Below are 17,513 nucleotides of genomic sequence, written 5' to 3' on the forward strand. Positions count from 1 at the left end.
AGTAGGTGGGAATATCATGCAAACAGTAGAAGATTATCTTTCATTCTTACATACGAAAGGATTTAAATTATCAGAGGAAGCACAAGGGTTTATTATGTTCGGGCAAGGATATACTGGTGCATCTGATGGAATTGTGAACGCAGCAATAGAAGCGACAATTAAACATCAATTACAGTTTGATGGCAGTTATTTTGTTGCGTTATTAGAACGATTGAAAGAAGAAGAAATTACAGATAAAAAAAGCGCTAAGGCTTTTATGCGGAAGTTACAAGCGTAACTTCACGCGGCCTGCGCTTCTTTTTTTGTTTTGGAAGGTAGTTCAACAAAAATCATGCCTAGAAAAATACATAGACATCCGAAAATAGCAGACATAGAAAGTTGTTCGTTAGCAACGAGAACACCTGTTAATGCAGCAAAAACGGGCTCCATTGCGAAAATAATTGCTACTCTCGTTGGAGAAGTATGTTTCTGAGCCGATGTTTGAATGAAAAAAGCAATGGATGTCGCAAATAAGGAAGTTAGAAATAGGGCGAATAAAAAGGAATGATTCGTCCATAGCGATATTGAAAATAAATTTTCCCAATCTTCAAATAAAAAAGCGCAAATAGAAGAAAATATACCAACAGTTAATACTTGGGATGTGCTTAGTAATAAAGGTGATATTTTCTTAGAATAGAAACCGTTAATGAGAATATGGGCAGCGAATGCGATTGCGCAACCGAGAACAAGTATATCTCCTATATTGAATTGAAAAGAATCAGCAGCTGTTAATAAATATAAACCGGCTGTTGCCACAGTGATACCGAGTACGACGAAAATGGTAGCCTTTTGTTTTAAAAAGATAAAAGATAAGATTGGAACCATAACAATGCTTAGTCCTGTTAAGAAACCTGCTTTTGAAGAAGTTGTATAGAGTAAGCCGAATGTTTGTAATAAATAGCCAACGCATAAAAAGAATCCAACAATTAATCCGGCAAAACTACTCTGCTTTATATGTTGTTTCGAAGTTTTTTGTGAGAAAATCATTTGAACAAATAATAAAATAATTCCGGCGAATAAAAAGCGAAGGCCATTAAAAGTAAATGGACCAACGAAAGACATAGCATTTTGAACGACAACAAACGTAGCTCCCCAAATAAAAGAGACAAATAATAAAGCGAGAGGAGCAAGCCACTCTTTTTTCACACTCATACCCCCGTTAATTTTGTAAGATAGCTTTTCTAGCTAATTCATCAGCGACTTTATTTTGACTACTTGGAATCCACTTAATAAAAAAGAGATCAAAACTTTTTATGTACTGTAGTGCTTCCTCTAATAGTGGTGCAAACATTTTATTTTTTGCGTATTCTTTTTCAACAGCTCGCTCGACAAGTTGCGAATCTGTACGAAAAGAGACAATGTTATAATTATGCTCCGTGCAATACTTTAATGCTGCAAGTAAAGCATGATATTCCGCTTCATGATTGGACATTGTTCCAAGTGGTAATGATAATTGTACAGGTGGCTGTATGCCTTTAATAAATACTCCCGCACCAGAAGGACCAGGATTTCCTTTTGATGCACCATCAATATACACTTCAATCAAAATGAGAAACCTCCAAATTATAAGATTATCCCCTACTTAAATGTTTCTTTGAAGTAGGGGATAGAGTACTTATCCGATTGTGATGCTATAACGACATGTAAATGTTTCATTCGCTTGTAAAGATTGAATTCCTTTTTTTTCCTTGAAATCTTTTGCTGGATTTATTTCATCAGCGATTCCATACCAAGGTTCAATACATAAGAAAGGTGCGTTATCTCCTGGTGTCCATACGCCGACAAATGGAAATCCTGCAAATTCTACTTTTACAAATTTATTATGTTTATGAGAACGAATAGAAATTTCATTCGTATTCATATTTTCAAAAATAAGTGCATCATTTTTGAATAAATCGTATGTAAGTGGCAATTCATTCGTATTTTCAGCGATTAATTGTTTTTTACTTGAAAGATAAGGTCCTTCTAATACACTTGTTTCTAAGCGTTCAGAACCGTTAAATGATAGATGATAATCTGTAAATGATTCGCCGTCTAATAGAGGGAAGTTGAATCCAGGGTGCGCTCCGATTGAGAAGAACATCTCTTTTGAAGCAGGATTGTTTACTTCATATGTAACATGTATATTTTGTTCTTCTACCTCATAAGAAATGAGTAGTTCAAATTCGTAAGGATATTTTTTTAATGTTTCTTCATTACTAGTAACGATATAAGTGATTTTTGTTTCACTTTGTTCTTTTACAGAGAACGTAAGATCACGAGCGAAACCGTGTTGAGTTAAAGAATATGGTTTACCATCTACGTAGTATGTATTATCTACTAATCGGCCGACAATTGGGAATAAAATTGGTGCGCGACGTCCCCAATAAGTAGAATCACCTTGCCATAAATATTCTGTGTTATCTTCTTTTAAGCGAACGCTTTGCAATTCTGCACCTTTGTCAGAAATGGAAACGATTACTTTTTCATTTTGTATTGTTGCTGTCATGAAGTGAAACCTCCTAAATCTTTCATATGTTTCATTATACGTTGTCTAAAAGAAAAAAGGTAGTTGATGATAGGAATCTATTGACGAAAGAGTGTCTAATGCGTAAAATATAGTCTTGTTGCTTAAAAAACGAATAACGTGGTTCGAAACCATCCCACGTAAAAAAACTAAGGAGATTTTGTCATGAATATAAGAACAATAGTCGGTAATGGTATTATAGCGGCATTATATATTGCTGTTTCTATGCTTATTCAGCCATTTGGCTTTACAGGTGTACAGTTTCGTATTTCAGAGATGTTTAATCATCTCGTTGTATTTAATAAGAAAGCAAGTTACGGAATTGTATTAGGTGTATTTTTAACGAATCTCTTTTTCTCACCTATGGTCGCTTATGATTTAGTATTTGGAGTAGGGCAATCTATTCTTGCATTAGTTGCAACGATTATTTCTATGCGATTCATTAAAGGTGTTTGGGCTCGTATGATTTTTAATACAGTTATCTTTACGATTACAATGTTTATGATTGCAATTGAACTTCATCTTGCATTTGATTTACCATTTATGTGGACTTGGTTAACATGTGCAGCAGGTGAATTCGTAGTAATGGCGATTGGGATGCCTGTAATGTACTGGATTAATAAGCGAGTACAATTTGAAAGATTTATGTAATAGATGAAAAAGCTATTCCTATAGGGATAGCTCTTTTTGTATGTGATTATATTGAATATAATACTGTGACTCTTGATAAAATATAATAAAATATAAATAAGAATTCTTATATAAGGGGAATTTAGCATGAAATATAAAATTCATTGGTTATATAAAACAAAACGCGGATTGCAGACGGAATTAACGACAGATTATATGAACATAGAAGAAGTACTTCAATTTGCGGAGGATTTTGAGAAAACAGGAAGAGCGAAAGAACTTTTATTTTACGATGAAATGGATGCAGAATGGTCATTAAAAGAAATGAAGAAGCTGAGTAAACAAGTGGAGGAAGAGATTCAAGAAATATATGTTTATTTTGATGGTGGGTATGATCTTCAGACGAAAGAAGCTGGAGTAGGTATATGTGTGTATTATAAAAAAGGAAATACAAACTACCGAATTCGCCGCAACGCATATATAGAAGGTATATATGATAATAATGAAGCCGAATATGCATCATTATTATACGGTATAAATATACTCGAAGAATTAGGGAGTAAGTATGAAGCAGTTACGCTTCGTGGAGACTCTCAAGTTGTACTGCAGCAATTGGCTGGAGAATGGCCTTGCTATGATGAGCATTTAAATCATTACTTAGATCAAATTGAACGAAAGGCGAAGCAAATGAAATTAAAGCTTGTATGTGAGCCAATATCTAGAAAACAAAATAAAGAAGCACATCAATTAGCAACGCAAGCATTAGAAGGGACAGTCATTGATAGTCATAAAGAAATAACCGAATAGAGAGGTGCAAAGGTGGAAAAAAAGCAACTCATTACAGAGGTAAATGACTTATTAGAAACGTATTGTGAAGGATGTTTTTTGCGAGAACATAATCGGAAAACGAATAGTAAATATTATGCCCATTCATTTTGTATTAGGCAATGTACAGTTGGAGAAACGTTGAAAAAATATGGAGAACAGTTGTCATAAAAAACATCCAGAGAAAACTCTCTGGATGTTTTTTTAGTGCTTCGCTTCATGTAATTGATGCTCGCACTTACTTAATTTCTTTTCCTCATTCATTAAAAATGGCTCATCTAAATCTGTTGCAACAGATTTCATAATCTCAAGTTGAGAGCGAGCTGCTTCTACTGCAGTAGTGGCATGCTCCAGTGTGTCTGGATCCATTGAAATTGTTGCAGAACCTACCATTTTTTGTGCTGTTTCTACACGGAATTTCACTTCTTCAAAATCATTTACTTCTGAACCCATTGTAATTGCCTCCTTTGTGAATTGCGCATTTCACATAGTTTTCGCTCTGTAAAACGGAAATATACAAAGGAATAACAAAGGAGGTTACCAAGTAAGGTAACCTCCTGTCATATGTTGGATTAAAGTTTTACTACGTTAGCAGCTTGAGGTCCACGGTTTCCTTCAGTGATATCGAAAGATACTTCTTGACCTTCTTCTAAAGCTTTGTAGCCGTCACCTTGAATAGCAGAGAAATGTACGAATACATCGTCAGCGCCGTCCATTTCGATAAATCCAAAACCTTTTTCGTTGTTAAACCATTTTACTTTTCCTTGCATGTTACAATTCCTCCTAGAAACATTTGCTTTTTTCATTTAGTGAAATTCATTTGAAAAGATAATATAAACTAAAAATGCTATAATCTTGAATATTCTGCTAAATGATTAATTTAAATATACACGAATTGGTAGAAATTAGTCAAGTAAGCGATTTTATTTTTTTGTATTTTTAAATAATTTTCTGGTCAAATGTTTAAAAAGGTATAGGACAGGCCGGTTATGTAATATTCTTTATTGAATGCTATACATAATGAGGTGAAAGAATGAATAAGTCTTACTTATTAGATAATGAAGGAATGAGAACGAGAACGGATATACCGAATTGGGTTGCGAAAGAATTTCAAAATTTTTCAAGCATCGTGTTAGAAGCAACTTTCCCATGTTATTTCGGTTTAACAGCATTGAAAAAGAATGAACTTCGTTATTCATTTCTTTCTCATAATGATTGGAGTCATTTGCCACATACAATGTTATCTTTTTTAGAATTAATGAAAGAGCGGCCAATTGTACGAAGAGGATTTTTTCTTTTTGTGGAACCAGAATGGGAAGAACAATCACTTGAATATTATCGTGATTACTTTTGGAAAGTACTACAGTATTTACATGAACATGATAATCAAACATGGCCGCAGCAAATTCCTGAAGATCCAGATCATTATTTATGGGAATTTTCATTCGGTGGTGAACCGATATTTGCATTTGGGAATGCACCCGCTTATAAACAGAGAAAGACTAGGCATTTAGGGAATTCACTCGTTATTGGGTTTCAGCCACGTACCATTTTCGATGGATTAGAAGGTGATCGTCCTAAAGGGGCCTATTCAAGGCAAATGGTTCGTGAACGAGTTGAAAAGTGGGATCAGCTGCCGAAACATCCTAACATTAGTCATTACGGTGATCTTGACCATCGAGAATGGAAACAATATTTTATTGGAGACGATATTGAGCCAATAAAAGGGAAATGTCCTTTTCATCATAAGGTAGAGAAATAAGAGCCATCATCTAGATGGCTCTTTTGTATATTTTGGATAAAAAAGGGTATTTTATTATGAAAGCTAGTCTATTTTTAAAGGTTACATCATTACTTAATAGTAAAGGAAGTAGAAAGGATAGAGCGATGTTTGGAGCAATTATACAGCAAATTGTATTAGGTATTTCATTAGCGGCACCAGTAGGTCCAATTAATATTGAAATGTTAAAACGAGGAATTGAACGCGGGTTTTGGCATGCGTGGGTTGTTGGAATTGGTGGAATGACTGCAGATGTTTTGTTTATGCTTCTCATTTATTTCGGTTTATCTTCTGTGTTTATGTATACATACGTACAAGCTCTTATGTATTGCACGGGGTTTTTCTTATTATTTTATTTAGGATTTCAAAGTGTAAAACAAGGAATTTCCCACTCGAATATGGAATATAAAAAAGAAGAGGTAGGTGGCCTTAAACAATCGTTTATGGCAGGATTTTTAATTGCTATATCCAATCCATTAAATCTTGTTTTTTGGTTTGGTATATATGGAAGCACACTTAGCTCATTGCTTACGAAGGTAACGAAACAAGAAGCTTTCTTGTACAGTCTATGCATTATTGTTGGTATTATTTTATGGAATTTAAATATTGCTTTTTCTGTACATTTTGGAAGGACTTTATTAAAACAGAAAGCACTTGGCTACATAACAGCCGGAGCAGGTATTATTTTAGTAGGATATTCTATCCATTTTGCATACAAAGCTTTACAGTTGTTCACATAAGATTGAAGGGGAGATTTTTATGTATCGAACCACTATTGACGGAAAAGAAATTATTATTACGTTAGCACCAAAAATCCGAAAAGAAATTACTGATAGGGATCCATTATATGAAGCGGTATTTAATACTGCAGCCAGATTGCTACAAACGAAACAACCAACGTTTGCAGTAAATCATGAGGTATTTGGACTCATTATTGGAGAGGTACAAAGGGGAGAAGTAACAGTGTTTGCAGTAGAACACATTATTCCGAAGCAAAATATATTTGGAACAAACAATTTTTTCTCGACAATAGAACAGCAGGCAAATTTGTAAAGTGAATAGAAAAGAAATAGTCGTAACGATACGTTGCGGCTGTTTTTTTTGGAAAAAGGGGAAGTAAGATGAAGAGAGTAGGGAAAGAGTTCTTTTTGCAGCATGATATTGTTATTATGTATAGTATTTTATTTATTTTCATCATTATTTTAAAAATGCAATTTTTCACTTGGATCGGTATGTTAGCGTGTCTGTTTGGTATTGTTTTTTATACGCTTAACGAATATATGACCCATCGTTTTTTATTCTATTTAAAGCCGCCTAAAAACGTATTTTTATTAAAAATGTTAAGAAGATTACATTATGATCATCACGTATACCCAGATGATTTGAAACTTTTATTTTTGCCTGTATGGTTTAGTGTACCTAGCTTTACTATATATTTACTTATATCATATGGTATTACAAAAAGTGTTACTGTTACACTTTCATTTGGAATCGGAATGATTATCATGCTTCTTGTTTATGAATGGAAACATTATATTGCACATAAGCCGATTAGTCCCGTCACTAAGTTTGGAAGGTGGCTAAAAAAACAGCATATATTACACCATTATAAAAACGAAAAGTTTTGGTTTGGTGTTTCAAATCCAGTATTCAATTTTATATTTGGAACGCTTAAAGATGGAAAAGACGTGGGATTAAGCACCACTTCTTTCTTAACGAGGAAAAAATGTGTACGGGTATTTGTTAGAATCGGGCTAATAATCGGTGTGGGGTGTACGAAACCTATACGGATTTAAGTTGCACTTTATTGTGAAAAAGTATATTAAAAATTTAGAGAAAATTGACGAAAAATGTCTACCGAAAAATCTTTGCAGGAATGTATGGATTGTCTAAAATGAAAATAAGTTTCTGAATATTTATAAAATTTAGTCTTTGGGTATGCGAAGGGGAAGTGTATTTCGAGTTGGAGAGGGGAGTAGGGGATGAAACGAGATGATACGTCAGCACGTAAGTTGCAAAATGAAGTGAATTATACAGAGGTTGTTCAGTCAGAAGAATTTCAATTGTTATTAAATACGAAGAAGAAGTTTATCGTTCCAATGAGTATTTTCTTTTTCAGTTTTTTTATTGCGCTACCTATTTTAACATCGTATTCGAAAGTGCTTAATACACCAGCATTCGGTGATGTGACATGGGCATGGGTATTTGCTTTTGCGCAATTTATTATGACATGGTCATTATGTATGATTTATAGTAAGAAAGCTCAATCCTTTGATGAAATTTCGCGGGAAATTCTACAAGATATGCAAAAAGGGAGGAGTTGAATTTGAATACTACTGCGTTTGCACTATTTTTAATTATTGTTCTTGGTACGCTCGTCATAACCTATTTTGCATCGAAAAAAACGAAAAATGCGAGTGAGTTTTATACGGCTGGAGGGGGATTAACGGGTTGGCAAAATGGTCTGGCCATCGCTGGGGATTATATGTCTGCTGCGTCATTCCTCGGTATTGCTGGAGCGATAGCGTTAACTGGATTTGATGGATTTTTTTATAGTATTGGATTTTTAGTTGCGTATTTAGTCGTATTATACCTAGTTGCAGAACCACTTAGAAATTTAGGGAAGTACACATTGGCGGATATGATTGCAGCGCGTTTTGATGCGAAAAAAGTTCGCGGTATTGCTGCCCTGAATACGATGACAATTTCAATTTTTTATATGATTGCCCAATTAGTCGGTGCGGGTGCACTTATTAAATTATTATTAGGAATAGAATATACGACAGCAGTTTTAATCGTTGGCACATTAATGACAGTGTACGTTATTTTTGGTGGTATGACTGCTACGAGTTGGGTACAAATTGTTAAAGCTGTATTACTAATGGCTGGTACATTTATTATTTCTGTTATCGTTTTTGCAAAATTTAATTTTAGTGTGACTGAAATGTTTGCTCAAATGAAAACAGCTACGCCATTAAAAGATTCGTTTTTAAATCCAGGAGTAAAGTATAAAGATGGTCTTGATACACTTTCTTTAAATTTAGGACTAGTACTTGGTACAGCTGGATTGCCACATATTCTTGTGCGCTTTTTTACAGTGCGAGATGCAAAAACGGCACGTCAATCTGTTGTGTATGCGACATGGTTAATTGGCGCATTTTATATTATGACAATTTTCTTAGGATTTGGAGCAGCAGCGTTTGTAGGAAATGAGGCGATTATTAAAGCAAATCCTGCTGGTAATATGGCAGCACCTTTATTAGCTAAAGCATTAGGTGGGGACTTCTTATTTGCTTTCGTATCAGCCATTGCCTTTGCAACCATTTTAGCTGTAGTAGCAGGACTCGTATTAACAGCAGCATCAGCATTTGCGCATGATTTTTATAACGAGATTATCCGTAAAGGAAAGTCTACGGAAAAAGAGCAAGTGTCAATGGCTCGTTATGCTTCGATTGGAGTAGCTGTAGTATCTATTATACTTGCGTTATTTGCGCAAACCTTAAACGTAGCATTTTTAGTTTCATTAGCATTTGCAGTCGCGGCTAGTGCAAACTTACCAGTTATATTATTTACAATCTATTGGAAGCGTTTTAATACAACGGGTGCCATTTCTGGTATGGTCGTTGGACTCGTATCAGCAATTGTTCTTGTAGCGTTAAGTCCAAACGTCTGGAACCCTGTAGCTGGAAAAGCTATTTTTGTTGGAGAAGCCTTATTCCCATATACGACACCTGGCATTATTTCGATTCCGCTTGGTTTCCTAGCAGCATATTTAGGAACTATTTTCTCTAGTAAGAAAGAAGATGTAGCGAAGTTTGATGAAATTCTTGTGAAATCGAATACTGGTCATGGTATTAGCGACACATCTTCACATTAAAAAAGAGGAGCTTTTCGTATTAAAAGAAAAGCTCTTTTTCTTTTGTCATTTTCTTATAAAGTGAAACTTTAATCAGTAGGGGGGCATGCTGACCAATTATTAGCCCGCACCAATCGGGCTTTTACGGGCAGTTAATCTCCCACCTAACTTCTTTGCTCCAGCTGAATTTTGGAGTGGGAGTTTTACTGCCCGTTAATGCGGGATAAATATTACTGTGTTGTAAGTAGGATTTGTCATAATTTTGTGGAATGAAAATAAGCAGGGAGAAATTTAAATCATCATGGCACCAGCGCAGCTTTTGTGAAAAATAAGTTGTTATGGAAGGTGGAAGAAATGATGAAAACGAAACAAACTGATGAATTATTAGCAAAAGATGAGCAATATGTTTGGCACGGCATGCGTCCCTTTAGTCCAAGTAGTACAATGGTAGGGGCAAAAGCAGAAGGGTGCTGGGTTGAAGATATACATGGAAAAAGATATTTAGATGGTATGAGTGGTCTTTGGTGTGTGAATAGTGGGTATGGAAGAAAAGAACTCGCAGAAGCGGCTTATGAACAATTACAAACATTATCGTACTTTCCGATGTCGCAATCACATGAGCCAGCAATAAAGCTTGCTGAAAAGTTAAATGAGTGGCTTGGAGGAGAATATGTTATTTTCTTCTCAAATAGTGGGTCAGAAGCGAATGAAACAGCTTTTAAAATAGCAAGGCAATACTATGCACATAAAGGTGAACCACATCGTTATAAATTTATGTCACGTTACCGAGGATATCATGGAAATACAATGGCGACAATGGCAGCGACGGGACAAGCGCAGCGTAGATATCAATATGAGCCTTTTGCCTCAGGATTTTTACACGTAACACCGCCAGATTGTTATCGTATGCCAGAAATGGAATCACAAAATATTTATGATGTAGAGTGTGTGAAAGAAGTAGATCGTGTTATGACATGGGAATTAAGTGAAACGATAGCCGCATTTATTATGGAGCCGATCATTACAGGCGGAGGTATTTTAATGCCACCACAAGACTATATGAAAGCTGTTCATGAAACATGTCAAAAACACGGTGCGCTACTCATTAGTGATGAAGTGATTTGTGGTTTCGGGCGTACAGGAAAAGCATTTGGATTTATGAACTATGATGTTAAGCCTGATATCATTACGATGGCGAAAGGTATTACGAGTGCATACTTACCATTATCAGCAACAGCTGTGAAAAAAGAAATTTATGAAGCATTTAAAGGAACTGGGGAATATGAATTTTTCCGCCATATTAATACATTTGGTGGAAACCCGGCGGCTTGTGCATTAGCACTTAAAAACTTAGAGATTATGGAAAATGAAGATTTAATTGGACGCTCTGCACAAATGGGCTCACTTTTATTAGAGCAATTAAAAGAAGAAATCGGGGAACATCCGCTAGTTGGAAATATTAGAGGGAAAGGTCTATTAGTAGGAATTGAACTAGTAAATGATAAAGAGACGAAAGAACCGATTGATAACGACAAAATCGCGACTGTTGTAAATGCTTGTAAAGAAAAAGGTTTAATTATAGGACGAAACGGTATGACAACAGCAGGGTATAATAATGTTTTAACATTAGCGCCGCCTCTTGTTATTTCAAGTGAAGAAATTGCTTTCGTTGTTGGTACGTTGAAGACAGCGATGGAGCGTATTTAATCAAATAAAAGAACAAAAGTGAGCTGTAATATAAGGCTCGCTTTTGTTTATTACGTGAAATAAGGTAGTTTTTTAAAGGGAGGGGATATGAATGGAGAAATATGATCCTAGTCAACATTATCACATCGGATATTATGAAGATGGATATGATTTAGAAGTGACAGCGTACAAAAGAATAAAGGAACCAGTTTGGGATGCGTATATTCCGCACTATGAGGTAGACGATTTTTATAAGAAAGTGGAGGAAATGAAGCTAGGTGAATATATCGATGACTATGGCATTAAAGTATATTCATTTCGTGATAATATTGATGATGAAGAAGCAAGGACTATTTTTGAAAAATGGTTAAAGACGAATGAGATTGTTTAAAGAGAAAATGAAAAAGGAGATTACTATTTTATAAAATAGTAATCTCCTTTTATTATAGTAAACTTATTTACTTGCTTTCATTGCTTTATCTTTGGCACCAAAAGTGTATTTTAACATTGGTGGTGTAATCATTGTAGTTAAAATAACGACAATAACGATAGCTGTAAAGTAATCTTGTGCTAATAGTCCAGAAGAAAGACCTGTTCCTGCGATGATAAGTGCAACTTCACCACGTGAAACCATTCCAGCACCGATAATTGCAGAAGACTTTGCATCAAATCCAGTCATGCGTGCACCAAATCCACAACCGATTAGTTTTGTGAAGACAGCGATAACTGTTAATGCTAAGATGAACCAAATTTGATTACCAATACCATCAAATGTAATATTCATACCGATACTAACGAAGAATACTGGAACGAACATTGCGTAAGCAATCGGTTCTACTTTCTTTTCTACTTCATGTTTGTAGTTCGTTTGAGAAATTGCGATACCAGCTGCGAAAGCACCGATAATACCAGCAATTCCTAATAATTCGCCGAAATATGCGAATGAGAAACAGATAATAAGAGCCGCGCTCACGATAGACTCAGATACGCGTAATGGTGATAACCAACGCATAATCGCTGGAACACCTTTCCATCCGATTAAAATAATAGAGGCGAAGAATACGACCTTCTTCAAGATAACCATTGTTAAGTTAACATCGTCTGTGCCTAAGAAGCTCATTGCGAATGCTAATAAAATAACAACAAGAATGTCATCAAATACAGCTGCTCCAAGCATCGTTGTACTTTCACGTGTTTTCATCTTACCTAAATCGCGAAGTGTTTGAACGGAAATACTAACACTTGTCGCACATAGAAGTAATCCTAAAAATACAGCGTTCCCTTGTTCCATTCCCATAACAAGACCGGAAACATAACCACCTACGAATGGAAGAATGATACCTCCGAGTGCAACTGCTAAAGAAGAGTTACGATTTGCATTTAATTCTTCTAAGTCTGTTTCAAGTCCAGCCATAAACATTAAAAGAATAACACCAACATTACTTAATTGTGTTAGAAGTTCTGAGTTTTCAATCCAACCTAATACAGCTGGACCGATAACGATACCGACAATTAATTTACCGAGTACAGAAGGTTGACCTAATCTAACACTAAGGTCACCAGCAAGCTTTGTACTTAATAAAATAAGTGCAATTTGAAAGAAAAATTCGAATTCCATTTGATCCTCTCCTTATCACTTTGTATTTTTATTAAACGATTTCTCGGAATTTGCCTAATGAAAATATGTAAAACCCATTAAACAAAGGGTCTAATTACAAGTTCTTTTGAACTTGTAACTTGAACCTGTAATCAATATATAATAAAATTTATAAAAAATCAATGAAAAAATAGCAGATTTTCATGATGAGATTCGATTTAGGTATGGAGGGAATCAATATATAATAAGAAGAAATAAGGAAACATTTTTAATGAATTGGAGAATGGAATATGTTAATAAACAAACGCTTTACAATTGGAGAAATGGCAAAAATGCATAATATCGCAGAATCTACATTAAGGTATTATGATGAAAAAGGAATTTTTCACCCGTCTATTGTCGATCCGCAAACGAATTATCGTTATTACACAATTGATCAGTTTTCACTGTTAGATACGATTAAATTTTTACGACAGTTAAATATTCCGTTAAAGGAAATTAAGAAATATATTGATGAGCGGAACCCATCTTATGCGCTTAATTTACTTGAAAAGCAACAAGAAATGATGTTAAAGAAGCAAAGAGAAATTGAGTATGCTTTAGCAAAAATGGAACATAGAATTTATGTAATTAAGGAAGCGACGAAAGTAAAAGCTGAAAAAATCATAGTTAAAGAAATCCCGCAGCGAAAGATTACAGCGATTGCGGTTGCACCAAATACAACAGATGATATGTTTGAGTATTATATCCATTCGTTGCAGAAAAATATGAAACAAATAGATAATAGCTTATTCTCTGGAGATATCGGTGTAACGGTTGCCAAAAAAGCATTAATTCAAAATGAATTTCAATCATACAATAGTGTTTTTATTCTTTTGGATTATATGCCTTTTCAAGTACATAGTTCAGATGAAATTAAAGCAGGTATATTTGCGTGTGCTTATCATCATGGACCATATGAAGAAACAGATGAAACATACAAGGAGTTAATGAAATACATCTCTCAAGAGGGATATGAAGTGAGCGGAGATTCGATTGAGATTGCATTAATTGATTGGTCTGTAACAGAAAATCCAGAGGAGCAAGTAACGGAAATTCAAATCCCTATAATGAAAAAACAATGAAATAAGGTGTAAGACTCGTACTAATTACAAATCGGCATCAATGACGATAATTAAGTTACCTATTTTTAAATTCTCTCTTGACCTTCAAGTTACTTGAAGGTTTAAACTGTGAACAGAGCGTTGAAAAAAGGAGCATATTAGTATGGAAGCAACAGAAAAATTAAGAGAAAAACCGATAAAAAGTTTATTTATTTCATATTTAATACCGGCAGTTCTCGGAATGGTATTAATGTCAGTTAATATTGTGATTGACGCGGTCATGATTAGTAGGGGAGTTGGAGCGAACGGTTTAGCGGGAGTAAACGTCGCTATTCCAGCATTTTCGATTTTCTTCTCCATTTCATTATGGATTGGAATGGGCGGAGCAACATTATATTCGATTGCACTAGGCGAAAATAAACTTGAAAGAGCAAGGTCTATTTTTACGCAATCTATGACTGTAGCAGTTATTATCGTAGGCGTTTTAGCGGCTATTTGCGTATGGAGAATAGAAGATTTAGCATACTTATTCGGTGCAAATGAAGTGATTTTACCGTATGCGTTAGACTATTTACACGTGTTATTAACATTTGGAATGATATACGTATTAGAAAATATTTTAAGTACATTTATACGAAATGATGGAAATCCTAATTTAGCAATGGCAGGTCTTGTTGTAACGGCTGTATTAAACATAATGTTTGACTATATCTTTATTTTCATCTTTGGATGGGGTGTAACAGGTGCTGCTTCAGCGACTATTCTTTCGGCAGCAATTGGTTTCCTTGTATTATTAACTCACTTCTTTAGAAAGAGTAGTATTTTAAAGTGGACGAAATTCCATTTTGAATGGGATACGGTTAAACAAATAATGGTGATTGGTTTCCCAAGTTTTACAGCAGAAAGTACAGTAGCAATCGTAACGATTGGTTTTAACATCGCATTCGTTCAATATGCAGGAGAAGTAGGAGTCGCTTCCTATGCAATGGTGAATAGCATTCATGCGATGGCATTACTATTATTCTTTGGTGTTGGAGCAGCATTACAACCAATCGCAAGTTTCCATTACGGTGCAAATTTATCAGAAAGATTGCGTGAAGGATTACAGTTTGCTGTGAAGATTGCGGTTGTACTCGGAGGCATTGCGATAATTGTCGGATTATTCTTCGGGAAATATATCATTGGTCTATTTGATGTCCAATCGCCAGAACTATTGGAGTTAACGTTAACAGGTATTAGCTTGTTCTTTATCCAATACGTATTTTTAGGCTACAACATTGTGTATGGAGAGTACTTCCAATCAGTGCGACAAACGAAGAAATCAGTACTTATTATAATGAGCCGAGGGTTACTATTTATTATTCCGTTGTTATGGATTATGCCAAAGTTATTTGGAATAAACGGAATTTGGCTCGTTATGCCGGTTGCGGAAGTATTGACAGCAATTATCGTATTTACGATGAATCGTATGAAACATCCTGTTCCATTACATATGGCAGGAAAGAAAGAAGCAATATAATGAAGAAAATCCCCTTGAGCAAGTAAGGGGATTTTTTCATTCTTTTAAACTAATCGCAAAAGACCCATCAGTTTCTTGAACAGACGCAAAAGCCACATTTTTAATATTTGTGATGCCTTTTTCTTTTAACTCTTTATATAACCACTTTTCGTCTTTATGGATCAACTTTAAGTTATCGTATTGAATTTGAGAATCGACAATAAGGGCTATTGGTAATCCAGCATACTTAACATGTATATTCATATCCTTTGGAGTCAATGGTACAAGTTCTCGCTTTGGTAAAATGCTAATGGCTCCATTCGCTTCTAAAATAGCGTATTCAATTTCATGAACACTTGGATATCCGGCGACGCGAAGGTTAGAAAGCAATTCGGGTATTGGATATCTACTTTTTTGTAAGTTCTCAAAAATAATATCACCATGTTTAATTAAAATAATGGGGTGTCCGAGAATGAAACGATTTAGTTTATTGAGTAAGCTTAATTTTGTAAGAAGTAAGTGCAAACATGTAATAACGACCATACCGAGAAATGCTTGTAAAGCACCAGCGACTGGTATGGCTTGAAAAGCTAAATAAGATAAAAAGATAATAGCCCCAAAATCATGAGGAGTTAGTTGTGCCAATGCAGATTTACCAAGTAGCTTAAGGGATAGTAAAAATAAAATAAAAAAGAATGATACGTTACATAAAAAGAGAAGCAATAGGGACACTCCTTCGTGCGAAGTTGTACTTACTATTCCCAAAAATAATAGAAATATTACCTTTTAGAGGATAAATAAGGGTTATTTGGAATTTGTCTGTATACAAACGAATAAATGGATATTATGATGAAAGAAGCAAAGAACATAGGAGTATATGGATATGAGAAAGAAGAAAATAATTAAGTATATTATAGCAATTATAACGGTTTGCGCTGTGTACGCGGTTTTTTTACAATATAACATTTATAAGCATGGGCATATGAAAGCTACCGACGATGCTGATTATATCATTGTATTAGGCTCGAAAGTAAATGGGACGAAACCATCGTACTCATTACAATATCGTATTGATAAAGCAGCTGAATATTTAAAATCACATGAGAAAACAATCGCTATCGTATCTGGCGGACAAGGAAAAGGTGAAGATATTTCAGAAGCATTAGCGATGAAACAAGGATTAATGAAACAAAATATTGCAGAAGACCGTATTATAATGGAGGATAAATCAACGAGTACAGATGAGAATATTACATTCTCAAAACCGTTAATTCCAGCCAATATGAAAAAAGGTATGATCGTAACAAACGATTTCCATATGTTTAGAGCGAAAAAAATAGCAGCAAAACAAGGTTTGCAATTAGAAGGGCTTCCTGCCAAAACACCGAAGCCCATTATCATTTCATCAAATGTCCGAGAATATTTAGCGATTACGCAATATTGGTTTATGAATCGAATATAGTGAAAGTGATCCCGCCAGCATTCCAGGCGGGATTTTTTGAGGGAAATCTTACAAATATGTCATGTTCATGAAAGGTAAAGCGATAGTTTCTGGAGTAGATTCCTGACATAATAAAGATAACAAAAACTATTTAGAGGTGAATCGGATGAAAGGAAATAATATTCTATCTTCACTATGTTACTTTAGTATCTTTTTTGCACCATTTTTACTGCCAATTATCGTGTACTTCGTTGCGGAAGATGAAGTGAAATATCACGCGAAAAAAGCATTTTTGTCACATGTTTTTCCGTACGCAATCTTATTTGCTGGATTAGCAGTATCAGGCGTATACGGTTTAGGCTTCGATCAATCTGATGGCGCGGGAATTGGGATGGCTATCACATATGCAGTATTCATTCTTGTAGGAATTTACTACTTCATTTGGAATATCGTAAAAGGTATTAAAGTTTTGAAAGCAGCGTAATAAGACAAGAAATAAATTGGGGTAATTTTGCCGTTATTTGTCGGTAAACCGATATTTCTTGTCGAATC

General features: G+C 34.9%; 23 protein-coding genes and 1 riboswitch. Of the genes, 16 read left to right on the top strand and 7 right to left on the bottom strand.

From position 1 onward, the window contains the following. The first annotated feature begins 16 nt into the window (after positions 1-16). Entirely contained in the window at positions 17-277 is a 261-nt protein-coding gene (locus JDS81_RS05260; protein WP_001195212.1) for a DUF6123 family protein, read from the top strand. Positions 278-279: 2 nt separating this feature from the next. On the opposite strand, the gene JDS81_RS05265 is transcribed toward JDS81_RS05260, so the two are convergent. The 3 genes from JDS81_RS05265 to JDS81_RS05275 all read right to left on the bottom strand — a co-directional run bounded on the left by JDS81_RS05265 (position 280) and on the right by JDS81_RS05275 (position 2,527). Then, the gene (locus JDS81_RS05265; RefSeq protein ID WP_142312456.1) at positions 280-1,185 is read right to left on the bottom strand and encodes a DMT family transporter; all 906 of its coding nucleotides are present in this window, start codon (positions 1,183-1,185) and stop codon (positions 280-282) included. A 13-nt stretch (positions 1,186-1,198) separates the two neighbouring features. Beyond that, the gene (locus JDS81_RS05270; RefSeq protein ID WP_000573867.1) at positions 1,199-1,585 is read right to left on the bottom strand and encodes a reverse transcriptase-like protein; all 387 of its coding nucleotides are present in this window, start codon (positions 1,583-1,585) and stop codon (positions 1,199-1,201) included. Positions 1,586-1,654: 69 nt separating this feature from the next. Next, complete coding sequence (locus JDS81_RS05275) at positions 1,655-2,527, bottom strand: aldose 1-epimerase family protein (protein ID WP_000127408.1); 873 nt, start codon at positions 2,525-2,527, stop codon at positions 1,655-1,657. A gap of 132 nt (positions 2,528-2,659) precedes the next feature. Beyond that, positions 2,660-2,704, top strand: a riboswitch (PreQ1 riboswitch). Positions 2,705-2,710: 6 nt separating this feature from the next. Here JDS81_RS05275 and JDS81_RS05280 point away from each other — a divergent pair. From JDS81_RS05280 to JDS81_RS05290, 3 genes are all read left to right on the top strand, one after another. Next, positions 2,711-3,196 (top strand): QueT transporter family protein, encoded by a 486-nt coding sequence (locus tag JDS81_RS05280; protein ID WP_001026463.1) that lies wholly within the window; start codon positions 2,711-2,713, stop codon positions 3,194-3,196. Positions 3,197-3,322: 126 nt separating this feature from the next. Next, positions 3,323-3,982: a ribonuclease H family protein gene (locus tag JDS81_RS05285; RefSeq protein WP_097954662.1), complete on the top strand. Its 660-nt coding sequence runs from the start codon at positions 3,323-3,325 to the stop codon at positions 3,980-3,982. 12 nt (positions 3,983-3,994) lie between these two features. Further along, a complete protein-coding gene (locus JDS81_RS05290) occupies positions 3,995-4,171 on the top strand; it encodes a zinc-finger domain-containing protein (protein WP_097954663.1) in 177 nt (58 codons plus the stop codon). Between the two features lie 33 nt (positions 4,172-4,204). Here JDS81_RS05290 and JDS81_RS05295 read toward each other — a convergent pair whose 3' ends face one another. After that, positions 4,205-4,453 carry a DUF2564 family protein gene (locus JDS81_RS05295; protein ID WP_000534393.1) on the bottom strand — a complete coding sequence of 83 codons (249 nt, stop codon included), beginning with the start codon at positions 4,451-4,453 and terminating at the stop codon, positions 4,205-4,207. Positions 4,454-4,572: 119 nt separating this feature from the next. Continuing rightward, the gene (cspB, locus tag JDS81_RS05300) at positions 4,573-4,770 is read right to left on the bottom strand and encodes a cold shock-like protein CspB (protein ID WP_001161728.1); all 198 of its coding nucleotides are present in this window, start codon (positions 4,768-4,770) and stop codon (positions 4,573-4,575) included. A gap of 263 nt (positions 4,771-5,033) precedes the next feature. Between cspB and JDS81_RS05305 the strand changes: the two genes are divergently transcribed. From JDS81_RS05305 to JDS81_RS05340, 8 genes are all read left to right on the top strand, one after another. Further along, entirely contained in the window at positions 5,034-5,762 is a 729-nt protein-coding gene (locus tag JDS81_RS05305; RefSeq protein WP_001043781.1) for a YqcI/YcgG family protein, read from the top strand. Positions 5,763-5,776: 14 nt separating this feature from the next. Then, complete coding sequence (locus tag JDS81_RS05310) at positions 5,777-6,520, top strand: LysE family transporter (RefSeq protein ID WP_001196845.1); 744 nt, start codon at positions 5,777-5,779, stop codon at positions 6,518-6,520. Between the two features lie 19 nt (positions 6,521-6,539). Beyond that, entirely contained in the window at positions 6,540-6,833 is a 294-nt protein-coding gene (locus JDS81_RS05315; protein WP_097954664.1) for a cytoplasmic protein, read from the top strand. Positions 6,834-6,901: 68 nt separating this feature from the next. Next, entirely contained in the window at positions 6,902-7,576 is a 675-nt protein-coding gene (locus tag JDS81_RS05320) for a sterol desaturase family protein (RefSeq protein WP_097954665.1), read from the top strand. 186 nt (positions 7,577-7,762) lie between these two features. After that, positions 7,763-8,104 carry a DUF485 domain-containing protein gene (locus tag JDS81_RS05325; RefSeq protein WP_097954666.1) on the top strand — a complete coding sequence of 114 codons (342 nt, stop codon included), beginning with the start codon at positions 7,763-7,765 and terminating at the stop codon, positions 8,102-8,104. A 2-nt stretch (positions 8,105-8,106) separates the two neighbouring features. Further along, positions 8,107-9,657 (top strand): solute symporter family protein, encoded by a 1,551-nt coding sequence (locus JDS81_RS05330; RefSeq protein ID WP_206772240.1) that lies wholly within the window; start codon positions 8,107-8,109, stop codon positions 9,655-9,657. Between the two features lie 336 nt (positions 9,658-9,993). Further along, complete coding sequence (locus JDS81_RS05335; protein ID WP_000850988.1) at positions 9,994-11,343, top strand: aspartate aminotransferase family protein; 1,350 nt, start codon at positions 9,994-9,996, stop codon at positions 11,341-11,343. A 91-nt stretch (positions 11,344-11,434) separates the two neighbouring features. Beyond that, positions 11,435-11,713, top strand: a complete 279-nt coding sequence (locus tag JDS81_RS05340; RefSeq protein ID WP_000417075.1) for a DUF3986 family protein — start codon at positions 11,435-11,437, stop codon at positions 11,711-11,713. A gap of 63 nt (positions 11,714-11,776) precedes the next feature. On the opposite strand, the gene JDS81_RS05345 is transcribed toward JDS81_RS05340, so the two are convergent. Next, positions 11,777-12,940: a cation:proton antiporter gene (locus tag JDS81_RS05345; RefSeq protein WP_000393900.1), complete on the bottom strand. Its 1,164-nt coding sequence runs from the start codon at positions 12,938-12,940 to the stop codon at positions 11,777-11,779. Positions 12,941-13,209: 269 nt separating this feature from the next. On the opposite strand from JDS81_RS05345, the gene JDS81_RS05350 reads away from it, so the two are divergent. Beyond that, positions 13,210-14,043 carry a MerR family transcriptional regulator gene (locus JDS81_RS05350; RefSeq protein WP_000906738.1) on the top strand — a complete coding sequence of 278 codons (834 nt, stop codon included), beginning with the start codon at positions 13,210-13,212 and terminating at the stop codon, positions 14,041-14,043. A 142-nt stretch (positions 14,044-14,185) separates the two neighbouring features. Continuing rightward, positions 14,186-15,541 (top strand): MATE family efflux transporter, encoded by a 1,356-nt coding sequence (locus JDS81_RS05355; protein ID WP_097954668.1) that lies wholly within the window; start codon positions 14,186-14,188, stop codon positions 15,539-15,541. 36 nt (positions 15,542-15,577) lie between these two features. Here the strand turns inward: JDS81_RS05355 and JDS81_RS05360 are convergent, their stop codons facing one another. After that, on the bottom strand, positions 15,578-16,243 hold the full coding sequence (locus JDS81_RS05360) for a DUF421 domain-containing protein (RefSeq protein ID WP_000923918.1): 666 nt from the start codon (positions 16,241-16,243) through the stop codon (positions 15,578-15,580). A gap of 160 nt (positions 16,244-16,403) precedes the next feature. Here JDS81_RS05360 and JDS81_RS05365 point away from each other — a divergent pair, with 160 nt between their 5' ends. Then, a complete protein-coding gene (locus JDS81_RS05365; protein WP_001227662.1) occupies positions 16,404-16,982 on the top strand; it encodes a YdcF family protein in 579 nt (192 codons plus the stop codon). Positions 16,983-17,127: 145 nt separating this feature from the next. Further along, positions 17,128-17,445, top strand: a complete 318-nt coding sequence (locus tag JDS81_RS05370) for a magnetosome magnetite crystal formation protein family (RefSeq protein WP_097954669.1) — start codon at positions 17,128-17,130, stop codon at positions 17,443-17,445. The last annotated feature ends 68 nt before the right edge of the window (positions 17,446-17,513 follow it).

Source organism: Bacillus cereus group sp. N31 (assembly GCF_016483245.1).
Taxonomy (GTDB): Bacteria; Bacillota; Bacilli; order Bacillales; family Bacillaceae_G; genus Bacillus_A; species Bacillus_A toyonensis.

What these genes read in the sequence shown, in the direction of transcription:
- JDS81_RS05260 (WP_001195212.1), top strand. Translation starts at nt 17, where the DNA reads ATGCAAACAGTAGAAGATTATCTTTCATTCTTACATACGAAAGGATTT.
- JDS81_RS05275 (WP_000127408.1), bottom strand. Translation starts at nt 2,527, where the DNA reads ATGACAGCAACAATACAAAATGAAAAAGTAATCGTTTCCATTTCTGAC.
- JDS81_RS05280 (WP_001026463.1), top strand. Translation starts at nt 2,711, where the DNA reads ATGAATATAAGAACAATAGTCGGTAATGGTATTATAGCGGCATTATAT.
- JDS81_RS05285 (WP_097954662.1), top strand. Translation starts at nt 3,323, where the DNA reads ATGAAATATAAAATTCATTGGTTATATAAAACAAAACGCGGATTGCAG.
- JDS81_RS05295 (WP_000534393.1), bottom strand. Translation starts at nt 4,453, where the DNA reads ATGGGTTCAGAAGTAAATGATTTTGAAGAAGTGAAATTCCGTGTAGAA.
- cspB (WP_001161728.1), bottom strand. Translation starts at nt 4,770, where the DNA reads ATGCAAGGAAAAGTAAAATGGTTTAACAACGAAAAAGGTTTTGGATTT.
- JDS81_RS05305 (WP_001043781.1), top strand. Translation starts at nt 5,034, where the DNA reads ATGAATAAGTCTTACTTATTAGATAATGAAGGAATGAGAACGAGAACG.
- JDS81_RS05310 (WP_001196845.1), top strand. Translation starts at nt 5,777, where the DNA reads ATGGCTCTTTTGTATATTTTGGATAAAAAAGGGTATTTTATTATGAAA.
- JDS81_RS05315 (WP_097954664.1), top strand. Translation starts at nt 6,540, where the DNA reads ATGTATCGAACCACTATTGACGGAAAAGAAATTATTATTACGTTAGCA.
- JDS81_RS05320 (WP_097954665.1), top strand. Translation starts at nt 6,902, where the DNA reads ATGAAGAGAGTAGGGAAAGAGTTCTTTTTGCAGCATGATATTGTTATT.
- JDS81_RS05325 (WP_097954666.1), top strand. Translation starts at nt 7,763, where the DNA reads ATGAAACGAGATGATACGTCAGCACGTAAGTTGCAAAATGAAGTGAAT.
- JDS81_RS05335 (WP_000850988.1), top strand. Translation starts at nt 9,994, where the DNA reads ATGAAAACGAAACAAACTGATGAATTATTAGCAAAAGATGAGCAATAT.
- JDS81_RS05340 (WP_000417075.1), top strand. Translation starts at nt 11,435, where the DNA reads ATGGAGAAATATGATCCTAGTCAACATTATCACATCGGATATTATGAA.
- JDS81_RS05345 (WP_000393900.1), bottom strand. Translation starts at nt 12,940, where the DNA reads ATGGAATTCGAATTTTTCTTTCAAATTGCACTTATTTTATTAAGTACA.
- JDS81_RS05350 (WP_000906738.1), top strand. Translation starts at nt 13,210, where the DNA reads ATGTTAATAAACAAACGCTTTACAATTGGAGAAATGGCAAAAATGCAT.
- JDS81_RS05355 (WP_097954668.1), top strand. Translation starts at nt 14,186, where the DNA reads ATGGAAGCAACAGAAAAATTAAGAGAAAAACCGATAAAAAGTTTATTT.
- JDS81_RS05365 (WP_001227662.1), top strand. Translation starts at nt 16,404, where the DNA reads ATGAGAAAGAAGAAAATAATTAAGTATATTATAGCAATTATAACGGTT.
- JDS81_RS05370 (WP_097954669.1), top strand. Translation starts at nt 17,128, where the DNA reads ATGAAAGGAAATAATATTCTATCTTCACTATGTTACTTTAGTATCTTT.